Origin of the sequence: Agarivorans sp. DSG3-1 (genome assembly GCF_046774965.1) — a bacterium.
Lineage (GTDB): Bacteria > Pseudomonadota > Gammaproteobacteria > Enterobacterales > Celerinatantimonadaceae > Agarivorans.
This window is the reverse complement of record NZ_CP177241.1, coordinates 1,476,062-1,493,821: the sequence shown is the minus strand read 5'-3', so window position 1 is coordinate 1,493,821 and position 17,760 is coordinate 1,476,062. Positions and strand designations below refer to the sequence as shown.

Here is a 17,760-nt window from a genome sequence, read left to right as displayed (position 1 = left end):
CAAATAAAGCATTAAAATTCATGAAAATACTGAAGCAAATGTTAGCGGCGGTACCTTTAATTTAGCCCCAAGCCTTATTTTCTCATCGAACAAGTCAACACGCGATGCAATAAAATAACCAGCTAATGTTTTTTAGCATTCTCACAGGCCTCGCAATACGGCAATGGAATTCTTTCATACATCAACTGATTGTACCTAGCCTCCAGATAGCCTATCAATAAAGGCCTTGAGCCTTTCTATAGAACAACCAAACTACACTTATTGACTAAATTGCCTTGGCTTCTTTCATAGCTTTCCTATTACGAAATCTTTTATTGAGGCCGATCACTTTTTCGAATTGATGCACTAAACAAGCTAAGGCTACCTGTTAACATGCCATGTGAAAGCGCTTACACATCAATAGTATTTAGTTGAGGTCATCCCAATGTTGCATCGTTACACCGCTCAATCCAGTTATTTTGGTCAGGTCAGTGACTTGATGAGTCCAGGATTGGCCGACGAGTTTGTACAACCCTGGTATGTTCCATTAAGTACAACCCCAGCAGACACGGGGATCGCGGTAGGTGGTATTGGTAGTGCGTACACCCTAACACCAGCGGGAACAACGCCACTGTTTCATATGTTACCGGGTTTGCATCTAGCCGACAGCCAGCGAGATGGTTTGCGATTAGAAGAGTTTTTCTTTAGCCAACGCGATGCAAATGAGCAGCAACTGGTAATAGTGAATCACAGCAACTTTCAGCAAAAGCAGAAATTTTTCGCCTTAAGTAATCACCTACAACAGCCACTATTTAAAGCTAATGATGATACAGAGCAACAGCTTGCGCACCTGCAAAACCTTATTCAAGAGCCAGACTTCTACCAATGGAACCAAGCTAATTTGCAGCGTTGGAATGTAGAGTTATCAGACAAAACTCAGCAACTGTTAAGCAACCAAGTGACTGGCGCAGCGCTTAACATTAGTTGGTTACTCGATTTCTATGACGGCGCACTTGGCCTTAAAGCAGCCCACCAACAAGCACTCTATGGCGATTGGGAAGCAAATGCCTACCACGGCATAGCCACTTGCCCGAGCAAGCAAGTCAATTATCAAGCGCTGTATCCAGTCGCCAAGCAACAATTCGTTGACCAGCAAGCGATCCAAGTAACAAAGTTTCACTATAGCCCGGTGGTCCCTAATCACGAGGATTGGGCAGCCTTACCGGTGAGTTACACTCGTATCGTATTGCGTAACCAAAGCCAAACTAGACAAGCATTTAGCTTAATTCGCTGTATAGAAAACTTAAGCGGCTTTCAAGCGATTAAACAGCGCCCGGGCGTTCAAGACTCTGCCTGTAAATTGGTTCGTGCGGCTAACGGCCAAACAAGCCAACTGCATCGCTGGCAAAATGACGCTGAACACTGCGCCGTAGAAATGAGCGGTAACGCTAATCCAGGCATAGACTTTGACGGCCAAAGTTGTTTATCCGTTTCCGCGCCAACTGGTTGTTGGGTAAGCGCTAAGCCGTATTTTTACACAGATAATACCACCAATGTAGTGGCCGGAGGCTTAGCCAGCGGACGCTTAGGAGAATCATTTGACCGCGGTATTTACAGCGGCCGCGAACTCAGTTCAGCAGCGCTTTGCATTAGCGGCGAGCTTGCCCCTGGCGAGCAAGTCGAAGTATGTTTCTCACTAGTGCTAGATTTCCCCCATATTCGTTTACCGGGTCTAACTAGCCTTAAAAAGTACACCCAACAATTTCCACAAAGCGAAGGCAGAGCATTAGCTATTTGCCAGCATGCTATAGAGATAGAACCTCAGTTAACGGCATCATTAGCTAGTGTCAGCGAACAATTAATGCCTGACGATAGCCTAACTAACTTACCGCTTGGGCCGCAAGGACAAACCGAGACACGGACTCTGGCTCTAAACACCCTATCGTTTCTAGCTGAAGCTACCGTTTGGGATGCCGATGATAAATTTTTAGTAAGAGAATGTGCCGATTACCCATTCTTCAATTCCTTGGATGTGTATTTTTATGGCTCGTTTTCATTACTACAGTGTTTTCCGCGCCTAGATGGCGCGGTAATGCGTCACTTCTCGCAAGCCGTGTTAGCAGAGAACTCGCATATTCGTCGCCACCATGAATACGTAGGCTTACCTCACGCCGATTTACCGAACGATAAAACCGAAGGTCCACGTGCGGTGCGAGGAGCAGTGATTCACGATTTAGGCAGCCCTTTTGACGCCAAACCTGATGCTTACGATTGGCACAATGTTAAGGAATGGAAGGATTTAGCGCCTAAATACATCTTAATGTTGCTACGTCATTATCGTTTTCATGATGACAAAACCCTATTAAGCGATTGCTGGGAAGCGTGCCAAGCGGCCATGCATTACTTGCAAGCCATGGTAGAACCCGGCCAATGCTTCCCACTGACTCGCGGCACTGACGATACCTTTGATAACCTATCTTCACACGGTATTTCGGTATATTGCGGTTCATTGTGGATCGCAAGCTTAGAAGCCTACGCCACCATTGCAGAACTACTAAACAAAACCGGGATCCCGCAGGAGTACCGCTACCTAGCGTCATGCGCACGTAAGCAGTTTCACAGCAGCTTATGGGACGAGCAGGCAGGCTACTTTCACTTCTATGTGACACCGCTGCAAATACGCGATATTAAAGAACAACAACTCGAGGCCTTAAGTGATGCCTTAAAACAGTCTCCTTTTGCTGGGCAACTTAAACTACAGAGCAAACCCTGTTCAGTGGAATTAGTGGAACGGCTTAACCAATGGTTAAACGAGCCAAGCCTGCCAGAGTTAGGCGATTTAGCCGATAATGTGCGGCAGTTATGGGCCGAGCAGTGCGCGCCACTTAGCTGGCCTACTACTCAAGACAACCCCAAGACACTTCGCCAAATACGAAAACTAGCACTCCTCGCGCTAGGCGACTTTTGGCAAAGCTCTTGGCACACCAAGTTACAACTAGATAGCGATGATAGCTTTGCCGACCAACTGTTAGCCGACAGTTACTGTCGCATGCTGCAGTTACCCGCCATTGCCAGCGAGCAACAACAGCGCCGCAGTTTGGCTTATGTTTATCGCCACAACTACCAAATTAACAGCGCGCGAGTAGGCGCAGCCAACTTAGTCACACGCTTAGGCGAACCTAAAGAGTGGGATAATTTCCAAGCTCACGACGTGTGGATTGGCGTGCAATACTCCTTAGTCACGGCGATGGCAGCTTTAGATATGCAGCAGCAAGCCGCTGATTTACTCAACGCCACTTATCGCAATCTATATCAAGATGCACGCATTCCATTTGCCGCTCCAGAAGGGTTTAATGCTAGCTGCCGCTTTAACAGTAAGCAGTTCTCCCACTTGAAAGACGGCGAAACCGAGCAGCTTCATCAGGCGCTAATAGACTTAGGTTTACTCTATTCAGATGGGCGTATTGCTGCGGATATTCCACGTCAGTTTAATGAGTTCAAACTGCGCAGTGCCGCCCTATGCCAACAATTTCAGTTAAACAGCCAAACGCTGTTCTACGCCTTACACCATACCGGACTTAAGTACACCGCAGGTCGCTACTTCCGCCCCGGCATGATCTTTTCTTTAGCTTTGGTTAAGCCTTTGACCAACGCCGAACAGCATTCAGCTTAACAATTCTGAGGTAAATATGAGCAAGCAATACGGTTACTTCGATGACCAAAACAAGGAATACGTACTAACTACGCCGAAAACGCCGATAAAATGGGCGAACTACGTGGGAACTCTCGACTTTGGCGGTTTAGTGGATACCACTGGCGGCACCGTTGTGTGTAAACAAGATCCCGCCTTAAACCGTATTACTAAATACATTGCCCAGTTGCCACAGTCTGAGTTTAAAGGCTCAACGGTATATATTCGCCGCAAAACTGCGCAAGGTTACCAACTGTTTTCTCCGTTCTTTACGCCAACGTTAGAAGCCTTAGATAAGTTTGAATGTCGCATTGGTTTGTCTTACACCCGCTGGGTAGTTGAAGCTCAAGGTTTGCGTATCGACCTTAAGATTTTTGTTCCTCAAGGTTCTAGCACTTTAATTCAAGATATTCAGGTCACTAACATTAGTGAGCAAACCCAAGCTGTAGATGTAGTACCGGTTTACGAGTTCACCCACTTTGATGCTTTAAAACAGCTAGTAAATGCCGATTGGGTACCGCAAACCATGGCGCTAAAAGCGCACCCAGAAAGCACTGGCCACGTAGTTTTAGAGCAATATGCTTTCATGAAGCGTGATAGCGCAGTGAACTACTTAAGCTGTAACCGACCGGTTGATTCTTGGGAAGGTGACCGCCGTGCATTTTTAGGTGATAACGAATTTGGCTCTTGGTCAAAACCCTTATCACTAATGGAGCCTAGCTTAGGCAACTCTGAATGTGACCGCGGTGATAACGTAGGCGCGCTATTGGTGAACTTGGGCGAACTTGCGCCGGGAAACACTGAGCGGGTCATTACTCAGTTAGGCCAAGTAAGCAGTTTGGCTGACGCCAAACCAAGCATCGATTTATATCGCCAAGAAAGCGCTGTAGACCAAGCCTTTGTTGAGCTATCTGGATTTTGGGAAGACTACCTACAAGTGATGCAGGTAGACACCCCAGATACAGCCATGAACTCAATGCTCAACGTACATAATCCTCGCCAATGCCACACCACTAAAAACTGGTCTCGTTATCTATCTTTATACCAGTTGGGCTACGGCGCTCGCGGTATTGGCTTTAGGGACTCATCACAAGATTTAATTGGTGTGATGTCGCACATGCCGCAAGAAGCACGCGAATTTGCCGAGCGTTTATTATCGGTTCAACTCGCCAATGGCTCGGCCATGCACCAGTACTTCCCGCTCACTATGGAAGCCAACGAAGGTGACTCACGCGAAGAGCCAGAATGCCCTAACTACTACGGCGACGACCATTTATGGATCGTACTTACGGTTGCCCAGTACTTAAAAGAAACTGGCGATCTGGATTTCTTAAACAAGCCTATTTCTTATTACAGCAAAACCCTAGAACCTGAAGATCGCCCGCAAGCCAGCGTTTATCAACACTTGCTTAAAGCCGTTGATTTTACGTGGAATAATGTAGGTGAACATGGCCTACCGCTACTCGGTTTTGCCGATTGGAACGATACCGTTAACTTACCAACAGGCGCTGAGTCTCTGTTTGTTGCTAACTTATTTGGTAAAGCGCTAAAAGAGCTGTTAGACATTGCTAAAACCTTGGATGACCAGAGCAGCTACGATTTGCTCAATGGCTACTATCAAGAAATGAAACAACGCGTTAATCAGCATGCTTGGGACGGCGAATGGTGGGTGCGATACTTTACCAACGAAGGCCAACCGATTGGTTCGCATAAAAACCAACATGGTAGTTTATACACCAACGGACAGTCGTGGCCGGTAATCTCTGGCTTTGCTGAAGGCGACCGCATGCTAGCCGGCCTTGACGCTGTTAATCACAAGCTAAATACCAAGTACGGCATTATGTTGTCTGGCCCTGGTTACAATGGTTTTGACCCACAACTTGGTGGTGTAAGTACTTACCCACCGGGTGCTAAGGAAAACGGCGGTATCTTCTTACACTCTAACCCTTGGGTAATGATGGCCGAAACCATAGCCGGTAACGGAGACCGTGCCTTTGAGTACTACAACCAAATTAACCCTGCTTTCCACAACGATAACTTGGATGTATTCCAATCCGAACCTTATTGTTACCCGCAAAATATTCTAGGCGCGGAACACAAACAATTTGGTATGGGTCGCAACGCCTGGTTGTCGGGCACCTCTGCCTGGACTTATGTAGCTGGTACCCAATACATCTTGGGTATTAAACCCACGCTAACGGGGCTAGAAGTAGACCCTTGTATTCCAACGGCATGGCCTGGCTTTAGCGTGAAACGCCGTTACCGTGGCGCGCAATACAACATTGAGGTTAGCAACCCTAACGGCGTGAGCTCGGGTGTGGTAAGTGTTACCGTAAATGGCGACGCAATAGATGGAAAAGTGCTACCAATCTTTAGTGAAGGCGAGCATCAAGTAAAAGTGGTACTAGGCTAAACCGAGTACAGCAATAAAAAAGCCAGCATCATGCTGGCTTTTTTTGTTTTTAAAACAAACGCTTACTATGACTGAGCTAAGGACTTTTGCGTCTCAGCATCAAACAAGTGCACGAAGGTGGAATCTAAAAATATCTCTAGAGACTTGGGCAATTGACCATGCTCCGCTGGAGCTTCAATCACAATATTCTGCCCACCCATTTCTGCTTTCACGTGCATAGTTGCACCTAATAATTCACTATCAGAGAAGGTAGCTTTGGCCGCTATAACGTGGCTAGCTTCTAGCTGTTTCTCATGTAGATGAATATCGTTAGGGCGAATGCCTAGCGTTAGTGCTTGACCTTCTTTTAGCTTACCTACAAATTTCTCTGGGGCTTTAATCACCTGGCCAGCTAATTCCAACAGCCACTCGCCGTCTTGCTGTTTAGCAGTCGCTGGGATCATATTCATAGACGGCGAACCGATAAAGCTCGCTACAAATTGATTTTTAGGCTGAGTAAACACCTCATAAGGCGTACCAATTTGTGCGGTAACCCCTTTGTTCATGATCACGATGCGGTCTGCTAAGGTCATCGCCTCTACCTGGTCATGCGTAACATATAAGGTAGTTACACCCAATTTATGGTGCATGTCTTTTATTTCTGCACGCATTTTGCCGCGAAGCTTAGCGTCGAGGTTAGATAAAGGCTCATCAAACAAAAATAGCTTAGGCGTGCGCACCATGGCCCGCCCCATGGCGACCCGCTGGCGTTGCCCACCAGAAAGTTGTTTAGGTTTACGATGAAGATAGTCAGTTAACTGCAGCATTTCGGCTGCCCAATCCACCGACTTTTTAATCTCTTCTTTCTTAACCCCTTGAACTTTAAGCGCAAAGGCAATGTTTTCGTATACTGTCATGTGGGGGTAAAGCGCATAGCTTTGAAATACCATGGCAAGATCGCGATCTTTTGGGTCAACGTCGTTGAGGCATTTTTCATCCATACAGATTTGACCCGAAGAAATGGTTTCTAAGCCGGCCACCATCCTCAAAATGGTGGATTTACCACACCCAGAGGCTCCGAGTAGTACCACAAATTCACCATCACTCATCTCTAAGTCGAAACCTTTTACAATTTCAACTTTGCCGTAACTCTTACGTAGATCTTTAAATGACAGTGACGCCATAATTATGCTCCTGCGCGTTGTTGTAAAAATTGTTGGAAGTATTTAGCACTTTGCTTAAGCACTCGTTGCTGGCTTGCGTAATCAACATAAACAATGCCAAAACGTTTCTCATAACCGAAGGCCCACTCAAAGTTATCCATTAAACTCCAAGCAAAATAGCCACGCATATCCACGCCCTGCTCCATTGCCACAGCCACCGCGTCTAGGTGTGATTGGTAGTAGTCACAACGTTGTTGATCGATCACTTCGCCATTTTCCAGGCTGTCTGCGCCGGCCATGCCGTTTTCGGTAATGAAGATCGGCGGCAAGGTATAGCGCTGATTAAGTTTTACCAATAAAGCGGTGAGTGCTTCAGGGCACACTTCCCAACCCATATCTGTACGCTCTACATCTGGCAGCACCACTTGGCGCGGGCCATTTTCAGTGGCTTTAATCACGTGGCGGGTATAGTAGTTAATGCCTAAGAAGTCGATGGGTTGGTTAATTAAGGCCAGATCGCCAGGTAAAATAGTCGGCCACCATAATGGTTGCTGCTGGCGAATCGCTGCTGGGTATTCCCCTTCAACAATGGGCTGTAAGAACCAATGAATGCCCTGTTGCTCATCAAAATCGGCAGCTAATACATCAGCCGCATTGGTTGGGTCTGCTGGGTAAGCAGGGGTAAAGTTAAGTACAATACCGTGCTCTGCTTTAGGGGCGTTTTCACGCATTTTTGGCAATGCTAAACCGTGAGCTAGCAATATATGGTGAGCAGCTTGAAAACCTAGCTTATCCTCTGTTAAACCGGGGGCGTGCTGACCAAAGCGGTAACCTAAAAAGGCACTACATAGTGGTTCGTTAAAGGTAGCATAACTAAATACTGAATCACCTAAAGCTTTTGTCATGATGTCGGCGAATTCAGCGAATTTATAGGCTGTTTCGCGACTTAACCAACCACCTCGGTCTTCTAGATACTGAGGTAAATCCCAATGATAAAGGGTAACAAATGGCTTAATGCCTAATTCATTAAGCTTGGCAATTAAGCGTTTATAAAACTCAATTCCTTTACTGTTTACTTGCCCTTCTACTGGCATAATACGCGGCCAAGCAATCGATAAACGATAAGCATCAACGCCTAACTCGGCGATCATCTCTAGGTCTTGTTCCCAAAGATGGTAGTGATCACATGCTACTGTGCCGTCGTCGCCATTAGCCACTTTTCCGGGAGTGGCACAAAAGCGGTCCCAAATAGACTCACAACGTTCATCTTCTTTATTTGCGCCTTCAATTTGAAACGCAGCGGTAGCCACACCAAATACAAAGTCACTACGACGAAAAGGAGAAGACTCGGGAAATTCAAAAGACATAACACAACCTCAACACTACGCCTTTACTGACGCATATCATTATATTCATGGGATAAAAAAGAGACTACCAGCAGATTTACTGCTGATCGACCTTAGCTATACATTCACAAAAACGCATAGCTAACATCAAGCAAGGAGTCGATTAAGAGTAACTGGGACAGGTCATATTCAACTCCTTAAATTGGGTAGGTAAGCTAACCGACGGGAGGTGCCGACGATTCTCGCACTATAAGTTGTGGTTCTAACTGCACACCTTTTACTAGGTCTACATTTGATAAATTCTGTAACACCATATTTGCTGCGATGGTGCCCATTTCTTCAATTGGAAAACGAATAGTGGTCATCTTCGGTCGCAAATAGCGCGAATAAAACATGTCATCGTAGCCCACCACCGAAATTCGCTCCGCTGGTGATTCATTGTCTAGCGACAAAATGTCGTATACGCCAATAGCAATGTTATCGTTACCGCACACCACTCCGGTGAACTCAACATCACGCTGGAATAACTTAGCCGCCGCTTTGTTGCCGCCATCTTCTTGGTACAAACCTTCTACGACTAACTGTGCGTCGTATTCTATGCCTGCTTCATTAAGGGCATTACGGTAACCTTGTAAACGCTCTCGCGCATCAAGGTGAACTAATGGACCCGTGATCGAAGCGATTTTTGTATGACCTAAATCGATAAGATGTTTGGTCGCCAAATATCCGCCTAATTCATTGTTCAAATAAATACAGCGATTGGCTAACTCCGGCACATAGCGGTTTAATACAAAAATATTAGGATTACGCTGACACATTTCGATCAGCTCATCGTCACCCATGGCCTGTACCACTAGCAAAATAGCGTCGACACGACGAGAATTTAAAAAGCGAATAGCATCTCGCTCTTGTTCTAAATCATCGTGGCCACTGGTAGCGATAAGGTGCTGGCCTTCGTTTCGCAATACCGATTCAATACTGTGCATCATGGGACCATAGAACGGGCCAGATAAGGTACCCACTACAATCCCCACGCTATAAGAGCGGTTGGTAGCCAGAGCTTGAGCAAATGAATTAGGTTGATAACCCAATTTATCCATCGCAGCCATAACACGCTCTCGGTTAATTTCCGATACCTTGTTATTGCCGTTCATCACTCTAGATACGGTTGCTTGCGATACACCCGCTAGATCAGAGACTTCCTTGATCGTTGCCATTATTACTTTAGCCTCGCTGTATTAGTAAGCGCTGACACTATAGTTTCTCTGGGCACAGTCAGAGTTAACCTATTCCCGTGAAAGCGCTTTCTCTTAATATGACTGATTGCAGTTATTTATGTCAATTGCCTTTGGGGGCAGCAAATCTGATATGTGAGCCGCCGCAAAGTTTCGATTTCATTGGTGAAAATTAGATTTGAAGCCAAAAAGTCATTGGCCCGTCATTTACGGAAGACACTTGCATGTCGGCAGCAAAGACACCGGTTTCGGTAGCTAGGCCGCGGTCTTTACAGGCACTGACAAAATGTTCGTAAAGATGTTTAGCTTGCTCTGGCGTAGCCCCTTTAGAAAACCCAGGGCGCAAGCCTTTATCGGTATCGGCCACTAAAGTAAATTGCGACACTACCAATAAGCTTCCCCCAGCTTGCTGCACATTCAGGTTAGTTTTACCGTTTTCATCGGCAAAAATGCGGTACTTAATAACCTTTTCACAAAGCTTCACCGCTTTGCTTTGATCATCGGTTTGTTCAACGCCTAGCAAAACTAATAAACCAGGACCAATGCTGCCACTTGTTTCACCACTAATTGTGACACTGGCCTGCTGAACCCGTTGAATTAAAGCAATCATAACGACTCCTCTATGTTGCTATTTATTGCTTGTGCTTGTTGTTGCTGTTGTGAAAACTCACCAAGGGCGGCGGTGATCTCTGCGCCTATCAATACCACTACCCAACTCACATAAACCCATACAAATAATATGGGAATACTTGCTAAGGCACCGTAGATCACTTGGTAAGAAGGAAATGAAGCCACATATAAGGCAAAACCACGCTTGCCCAACTCAAATAGCAAGGCGGCGACAACCGCACCGGTTAAACCGTGTTTAAAACGAATTGATTGGTTAGGCACCAATAAGTACAACAAGCAAAACGCGCCAATGGAAAACAACAAAGGCACCATACGTAACAGTTGATTCCATATTCCCAACAATGTTTCATCAGCAAACAACTGCATAGAGAAAATATATGAACTTAAAGCTAAGCTGCCCCCCATTAACAAGGGACCTAAAGTAAGAATCATCCAATACATAGGAAATGCGCTGCTCCAGCGTCGCTTCACTTTTACTCGCCAAATCATGTTCAAACTTTTGTCGATGGTAGAAATCAACATCAGCGCTACCACCGCCAATGCAGCTATTCCCACCGCGGTCATTTTTGAAGCGTTCTCCACAAAACCGCGCAGATTCTCTTTAACTACCTCGCCAGAGGCTGGCACAAAATTGCTGAAGACAAAATCTTCAATATGAATTTGAAATCCAGCAAACACCGGAAAAGCACTGATAATTGAAAAAGTCACCGCCACCAAAGGCACCAACGACAGCAACGTGACATAAGCAAGTGAGCCGGCAATCATCGTGAGTTTTTCTTGTTTGATACGCTGAATCAGAAAATGGCTAAAGCTTTTTGCAGTGGCAAAATAACCTTGCCAATCAAGCGTTTTTAAACGGCCACTCATGATTAATTTCACTCCTTTGTTTTTTATGGCTAAAGAATGACTCAGATATGCGCTCAACTCAAGTTTAACAAGGGCTTAAGCCTCTTATTTAACAAAAAAAAGCTAAACAAAAGCTGATGTTTTTTTGAACTGAATCACATAAAGTGCTAGACTCCCGCCCCATTTCGTTTTGTTCTTTTTTGGATCCTAAGAACCATGTTTGAATTTCCTAAATTTCGGGGAGCTACGGTTAAAAACGACCTACTCTCTGGTTTAACTGTAGCGCTTGCGCTTGTTCCCGAAGCAGTAGCCTTCGCTTTTGTTGCTGGTGTAGAACCTTTAGTCGGTTTATACGCGGCCTTTATGGTGGGTTTAATTACCGCTGTAATTGGTGGTCGCCCCGGGATGATTTCTGGTGCCACTGGTGCACTTGCGGTAGTAATGGTCGCCCTAGTCGCAGACCACGGGGTACAGTATTTATTTGCCACCGTGGTATTAATGGGGATCCTGCAAGTGCTTGCGGGGGTATTCCATCTCGGTAAGTTTATTCGCATGGTACCCCACCCAGTAATGCTAGGCTTTGTTAATGGCTTAGCCATTGTGATTTTCTTAGCGCAATTAGGGCAGTTTCAAGTGCCTAATGCCTTTGGTGAAATGGAATGGATGCAAGGTAGCCAACTATGGATTATGTTAGGTCTAGTGGCGATTACTATGGCAGTAATCCACTTTTTACCGAAGCTTACTAGTGCAGTACCTGCTTCTCTAGTCGCCATTGTGGGGGTAACGGTATCAGTGCATGTACTTAACTTAGATACCCGCACCGTAGTAGATTTTGTACGCAGTATGACTGGCGACGCTAATGCGACAATTGCCGGCGGCCTGCCAAGCTTCTCTATTCCAAGTGTGCCTTTCAACTTAGAAACCCTAAAAATCATCTTCCCTTATGCTCTAGTATTGGCGGCAATTGGTTTGATTGAGTCTCTACTAACCTTAACGGTAGTTGATGAGATGACAGGCACCCGTGGTCATGGTAACAAAGAATGTATTGGCCAAGGTGTGGCTAATGTAACAACAGGCTTCTTTGGCGGTATGGGCGGTTGTGCAATGATCGGTCAGAGCATGATCAACATTCGCTCTGGTGGTCGTGGTCGACTGTCTGGTATTACCGCTGCTTTAGCCTTATTAGGCTTCATTTTATTTGGCTCTTCGCTAATTGAAATGATTCCTTTAGCTGCTCTAGTTGGTGTGATGTTCATGGTTGTACTAGGTACCTTCGAGTGGGCGAGTCTGCGCATGATTAACAAAGTACCAAAAGCAGATTTCTTTGTGATTGTATTAGTATCGGTTGTCACTGTATTCACTGACTTGGCAGTAGCCGTAGTGATTGGTGTAATTGTGTCGGCTTTGGTATTTGCTTGGAACCACGCAAAACACATCTACGTGACTACTTCTAGCGATGATGAAGACCACAAGGTGTATCAACTAGATGGCCCATTGTTCTTTGGTTCTGCGGCTAACTTCTTAGATTTGTTTAGCCCAGCCAACGATCCAAAAGATGTAGTGATTGATTTTGCTAAATCGCGAGTGAGTGATCACTCTGCGATTGAAGCCATTGATACCTTGGCTGAGCGTTACGAAAAAGCCGGTAAAACTCTGCACCTTAAGCACCTTAGCCCTGAATGTCGCAAGCTACTAACTAAAGCAGGCAGCGCGGTTGAAGTGAACTTGATTGAAGATCCTAGCTACAAAGTTGCCAGCGATACGCTAGACAACTAAGCGCGTTAACCTCATCAAGATAAAGCCGTTAACTCCGAGTGAGTTAACGGCTTTTTTTTTGCTCGCATGCTAGATTAAACAGAGATTGTGCGGCGTTAGGGGCCACAGTGCTAGATTCATTTTTGTCTGACTTAGGTTTGCTCATTTATGTATTGCTGATTATTGCAGTGGCCCTGCAAGTGATGTTAAAACGCCGTCCAGTAGGCGTAACCCTTACCTGGCTGCTACTGATTTTTGCAATACCTTTACTGGGCATTATTTGCTACCAGCTATTTGGTGAGCGCTATTTGGGCCGCTTGCGCGCTAGGCGAGCGCGAGTAATGGAAACCAAGTACAAACAAAGTGTACACCAGTTTAAGCGTTCTCCTCACGCTGTAGAGCGCTCCTGTTCAGAACAAGCAGAACCCCTAAACAAACTAACCCGGCGTTTGCTTGGCTTGCCAATATTGGGAGGGAATTTATTACAAAACCTTGAAGATTCCCTCTCTACGCTAAGCCAGCTAACCCAAGATATACACCAAGCAAAAACCACCATCTACCTTGAGTTTTACATTGTACAACTCGGTGGATTAGTCGACCCATTGTTAGACGCTTTGGCGCTTGCTGCCCAACGAAAAGTAAGTGTGTACTTACTGGCTGACTCAGTAGGCTCAAGAGAGTTTTTAAGCTCTGAGAAAAGACCCCTACTAGAACATGCTGGCGTAAATGTGATTGAAGCATTACACGCCAACCCCATTCGAATGCTACTACAACGCATAGATTTAAGGCTGCATCGAAAAATTGCTGCCATTGACCAACACGTGGCGTATACCGGCTCTATGAATCTCGTAGACCCACGCTTTTTTAATCAGCAGCGCGGCCTTGGCCAATGGGTTGATTTGATGTTGAGGGTGGAAGGTCCCGCTGCAGTAAACCTACAAGCGGTGGTCGCTTACGATATTGAAATGGAAACTGGCTTGGCACTTATCGAGCAATTAGATTTAGTCTCTCCTGCCGCTTCTGCTGGTCAGCAGCTCATGCAGATTATGCCTTCAGGACCAGGCATCTTTGGCGACCATGTTATTCAGTTACTGCTTTCGTCTTTATACTTAGCCAAGCAACAAATTGTATTAACCAGCCCTTACTTTGTGCCTGATGAAAGCCTGCAAATGGCCTTAGTGACTGCCGCTAATCGCGGGGTAGAAGTTAACCTAATTTTACCCGCAAGAAATGACTCCTTTTTGGTACGGTACGCCAGCCATTCCTTTTATCAGCAACTATTAGATGCTGGCGTTAATATCTTCAAATTCAATGGCGGTTTATTACACACCAAAAGCCTGCTAATCGATCAGCAAGTTGCTTTGGTGGGCACCGTAAATTTAGACATGCGCAGTTTATGGCTTAACTTTGAAGTGACATCGATTATTGATGACAAAAATTACGCCAAAGATTTATATAGAATCATGCAACACTACTTACAACAAAGCAGTAAAGTTGATGCTATTGCCTGGCGAAAACGTCCCGTTTATCGACGGTTGATGGAAAATATTATCCATATTTTTAGTCCTTTGCTGTAGCAATCAAACGGCCTAAGCCCTAGCAAGGCACATTATTCACTACTGAATTTTTATTCAAGTGCAACACTCTTACAGGAAGTAATCATTCGAGCTAAGGGCAATATTCTTCAATACAATACTTAGCTAACAAGCCTTAAACGCCGCGCCTCTAACTATTATCCACTACAATACATTTATAGTATGAATAAGGCTTTCAGCACCTGTAAACTGAGCTACCGCACATTTCAATCACAAAAACATCTAAATAAAGTGACTAAATAGCCATTTGAGCATGTAATCGATTCCCCCATAATTATACATTTTCGCTCGTTATGCTTGGCGATTTATAGGATATATCTAGGTTTTCATGTGAGTCATCAACAACCCAGTTCCATTGCTCCGCGTAAATTGCAACTAAGCGCCTCCTCTGTAAAGCAATTAGCACTTCAGCACCAAGGCGAAGAACTCGCACAACGCTACCAACGTTTTTTTCAAGCGAGTATCGCGAGTAACGATTCTGAAGTGAAGAAGGTCTATCAATTACGCCATCGCGTGTATTGTGAAGAGTTTAAATTTGAACCCAGTAATAAGCTGCAGCAGGAAAAAGACAACTACGATAGCTACTCACAGTATTGCCGAGTGCAACATTTAACCAGCGGGCTTGATGCCGGTTGCTTAAGAATGGTGCACCCAAAAGGTCAACAGAGCCTGCCTATTTTGGATGCCTGCGGTTCGGCCATTACTCATCAAGCATTGCACCCAGATAATTTTGCTAGAGAAAGTATTTGCGAAGTGTCGCGCGTGGCTTTAGATACTCAATTTCGTCGTAGGAAAATTGATAACAAAAGTGGTAATCGGCCTTCAGGCATGACGTTAGCGGAATTTAGCCAAAAAGAGCTGAGAACCTTTCCCTATATCACCATGAGTTTATATTTAGCAGCATCGATTGTTGCTGAACAAAGTGGCATTAAACACGCGTACGTGATGGTTGAACCCAAACTCGCCCGAAGCTTGTCCTTGTTTGGCATTAAGATGACGCGCATTAGCCCAAATATTGATTACCACGGTATTAGAGCGGCTTACCACATCACTCTTGAGCGCTTTCAAGAGCAACTCCCCTTGTTATATCAACCTTTGTTTGAGCTGATTAAACAAAGCGTTAACCCTAAAATAGGCTTACACGCCAACTCCCCCGCTTAACAAAAATTTTTACAAAAACTAAAAAAGGCAGCCTAAGCTGCCTTTTTTCAATCACCTTACTAAGCGCTTGCTTATGGTGCCTTAGGTGGGCGACCCGCACGCTTACGTTCGTTTTCGGTAAGCAAACGCTTACGAATACGAATACTTTCAGGCGTCACTTCTACTAGCTCGTCATCATCAATAAATTCAAGCGCTTGCTCAAGAGTCATAAGAATCGGTGGCGTTAGTACTTGCGCTTCATCAGTACCTGAAGAACGTACGTTAGTTAGCTGCTTACCTTTCAGACAGTTTACTGTTAAATCGTTATCACGGCTGTGAATACCCACGATTTGACCTTCGTATACTTCGTCGGCATGTTGAGTAAACAAACGACCACGGTCTTGTAGGTTATACAACGAGTAAGTCAGTGCTTTACCGGTAGCATTTGAGATCAATACGCCGTTTTGACGTTGACCAATCGTACCGCCCTTATGTGGACCGTAACGTTCAAAAGTATGGTAAATCAGACCTGAACCTGAAGTTAGCGTCATGAATTCAGTTTGGAAACCCATTAGACCGCGGCTTGGCATCAAGAAGTCCATGCGAACACGGCCTTTGCCATCTGGTGCCATATCAGTAAGGTCACCCTTACGTAAGCCCATTTGCTCCATAACACTACCCTGATGCGCTTCTTCAACATCAATGGTTACTGTTTCGTACGGTTCTTCAAGTTTGCCATCTACCGTACGCAGAATTACTTCTGGGCGTGATACCGCAAGCTCAAAACCTTCACGACGCATGTTTTCGATAAGGATACCTAAGTGAAGCTCGCCACGGCCAGATACGCGGAATTTATCCGGATCGTCCATTTCTTCAACACGTAAAGCAACGTTATGAACCATTTCTTTTTGCAAACGCTCAAGAATGTTTCGAGAAGTAACAAATTTACCTTCTTTACCAGCAAACGGAGAGTTGTTTACCTGGAAAGTCATGTTAACCGTAGGTTCATCAACACTCAGTGGCGTTAAGGCTTCAACGTTGTTGGTATCACAAATGGTGTCAGAGATTTTAAGCTCGCCAAGACCCGTAATAGCAATAATGTTACCGGCTTCTGCTTTCTGTGTTTCTTGACGCTCTAGACCCAAGTAACTTAGCACAAGGCCAACTTTACCATTGCGGGTTTTACCGTCAGCGCCCACTACAGTCACTTGTTGGTTAGGCACAACACTACCGCGAGTAATACGGCCTACACCGATAACACCAACATAAGAGTTGTAATCTAACTGAGAAATTTGCATCTGGAAATCGCCACTTGGGTCAGCAGCTGGAGGAGCAACATTTTCAACAATTGCTTGGAACAATGGTTCCATGTTGTCTGATGGCTCATCTAAGTCCATGGTTGCCCAGCCGTTAATAGCTGATGCATAAACCACTTTAAAGTCTAACTGATCGTCAGTTGCACCAAGGTTATCGAATAAATCAAATACTTGATCCATAACCCAATCAGGGCGAGCACCTGGTTTATCAATCTTGTTAATGACTAAGATTGGCTTAAGGCCTTGAGCAAACGCTTTTTGTGTTACAAAGCGTGTTTGCGGCATTGGGCCTTCTTGGGCATCAACAAGTAGCAACACTGAGTCAGCCATAGACATAACACGCTCTACTTCTCCACCGAAGTCGGCGTGTCCAGGAGTATCAACAATGTTGATATGGTAGTCGTTCCATTCAATAGCAGTATTTTTTGCAAGAATGGTAATACCACGCTCTTTCTCAATGTCGTTAGAGTCCATGACTCGCTCTTCAGCATCACCACGAGTAGTTAGCGTACCGGATTGCTGCAGTAACTTGTCAACTAGGGTCGTTTTCCCGTGGTCAACGTGAGCAATAATGGCGATGTTTCTTAACTTATCTAGCACGGCTCTCAGCCCTTTTATAATGAGGTAAAAGTAAAAAGTGCGCTATTGTACATATAAACGACAACTTCTCAT

At 45.2% G+C, this 17,760-nt stretch carries 11 protein-coding genes; 5 read left to right on the top strand and 6 right to left on the bottom strand.

Going from position 1 to position 17,760, the window contains the following annotated elements:
• Window positions 1-424: 424 nt before the first annotated feature.
• Both ACLD71_RS07020 and ACLD71_RS07015 read left to right on the top strand, forming a co-directional pair.
• On the top strand, window positions 425-3,652 hold the full coding sequence (locus ACLD71_RS07020) for a GH116 family glycosyl hydrolase (protein ID WP_411993805.1): 3,228 nt from the start codon (window positions 425-427) through the stop codon (window positions 3,650-3,652).
• A 16-nt stretch (window positions 3,653-3,668) separates the two neighbouring features.
• Complete coding sequence (locus tag ACLD71_RS07015) at window positions 3,669-6,083, top strand: GH36-type glycosyl hydrolase domain-containing protein (RefSeq protein WP_411993803.1); 2,415 nt, start codon at window positions 3,669-3,671, stop codon at window positions 6,081-6,083.
• A 65-nt stretch (window positions 6,084-6,148) separates the two neighbouring features.
• Here ACLD71_RS07015 and ACLD71_RS07010 read toward each other — a convergent pair whose 3' ends face one another.
• The 5 genes from ACLD71_RS07010 to ACLD71_RS06990 all read right to left on the bottom strand — a co-directional run bounded on the left by ACLD71_RS07010 (window position 6,149) and on the right by ACLD71_RS06990 (window position 11,303).
• Entirely contained in the window at window positions 6,149-7,246 is a 1,098-nt protein-coding gene (locus ACLD71_RS07010; RefSeq protein WP_411993801.1) for an ABC transporter ATP-binding protein, read from the bottom strand.
• Window positions 7,247-7,248: 2 nt separating this feature from the next.
• Window positions 7,249-8,592 (bottom strand): GH1 family beta-glucosidase, encoded by a 1,344-nt coding sequence (locus tag ACLD71_RS07005; protein WP_411993799.1) that lies wholly within the window; start codon window positions 8,590-8,592, stop codon window positions 7,249-7,251.
• A gap of 194 nt (window positions 8,593-8,786) precedes the next feature.
• The gene (locus ACLD71_RS07000) at window positions 8,787-9,788 is read right to left on the bottom strand and encodes a LacI family DNA-binding transcriptional regulator (protein WP_137672435.1); all 1,002 of its coding nucleotides are present in this window, start codon (window positions 9,786-9,788) and stop codon (window positions 8,787-8,789) included.
• A 190-nt stretch (window positions 9,789-9,978) separates the two neighbouring features.
• Entirely contained in the window at window positions 9,979-10,416 is a 438-nt protein-coding gene (gene dtd / locus ACLD71_RS06995; protein ID WP_137672436.1) for a D-aminoacyl-tRNA deacylase, read from the bottom strand.
• On the bottom strand, window positions 10,413-11,303 hold the full coding sequence (locus tag ACLD71_RS06990; RefSeq protein ID WP_411993797.1) for a virulence factor BrkB family protein: 891 nt from the start codon (window positions 11,301-11,303) through the stop codon (window positions 10,413-10,415). The genes dtd and ACLD71_RS06990 overlap by 4 nt, the downstream gene beginning before the upstream one ends.
• Window positions 11,304-11,498: 195 nt before the next feature.
• Between ACLD71_RS06990 and ACLD71_RS06985 the strand changes: the two genes are divergently transcribed.
• The 3 genes from ACLD71_RS06985 to ACLD71_RS06975 all read left to right on the top strand — a co-directional run bounded on the left by ACLD71_RS06985 (window position 11,499) and on the right by ACLD71_RS06975 (window position 15,793).
• Window positions 11,499-13,058 carry a SulP family inorganic anion transporter gene (locus ACLD71_RS06985; RefSeq protein WP_303514589.1) on the top strand — a complete coding sequence of 520 codons (1,560 nt, stop codon included), beginning with the start codon at window positions 11,499-11,501 and terminating at the stop codon, window positions 13,056-13,058.
• Window positions 13,059-13,165: 107 nt separating this feature from the next.
• A complete protein-coding gene (gene cls, locus ACLD71_RS06980) occupies window positions 13,166-14,614 on the top strand; it encodes a cardiolipin synthase (protein WP_411993795.1) in 1,449 nt (482 codons plus the stop codon).
• A gap of 348 nt (window positions 14,615-14,962) precedes the next feature.
• Window positions 14,963-15,793, top strand: coding sequence for a PEP-CTERM/exosortase system-associated acyltransferase (locus ACLD71_RS06975; protein WP_411993793.1), 831 nt, complete (start codon window positions 14,963-14,965; stop codon window positions 15,791-15,793).
• 71 nt (window positions 15,794-15,864) lie between these two features.
• Here ACLD71_RS06975 and typA read toward each other — a convergent pair whose 3' ends face one another.
• Entirely contained in the window at window positions 15,865-17,688 is a 1,824-nt protein-coding gene (typA, locus tag ACLD71_RS06970) for a translational GTPase TypA (protein WP_137672441.1), read from the bottom strand.
• Between the last annotated feature and the right edge of the window lie 72 nt (window positions 17,689-17,760).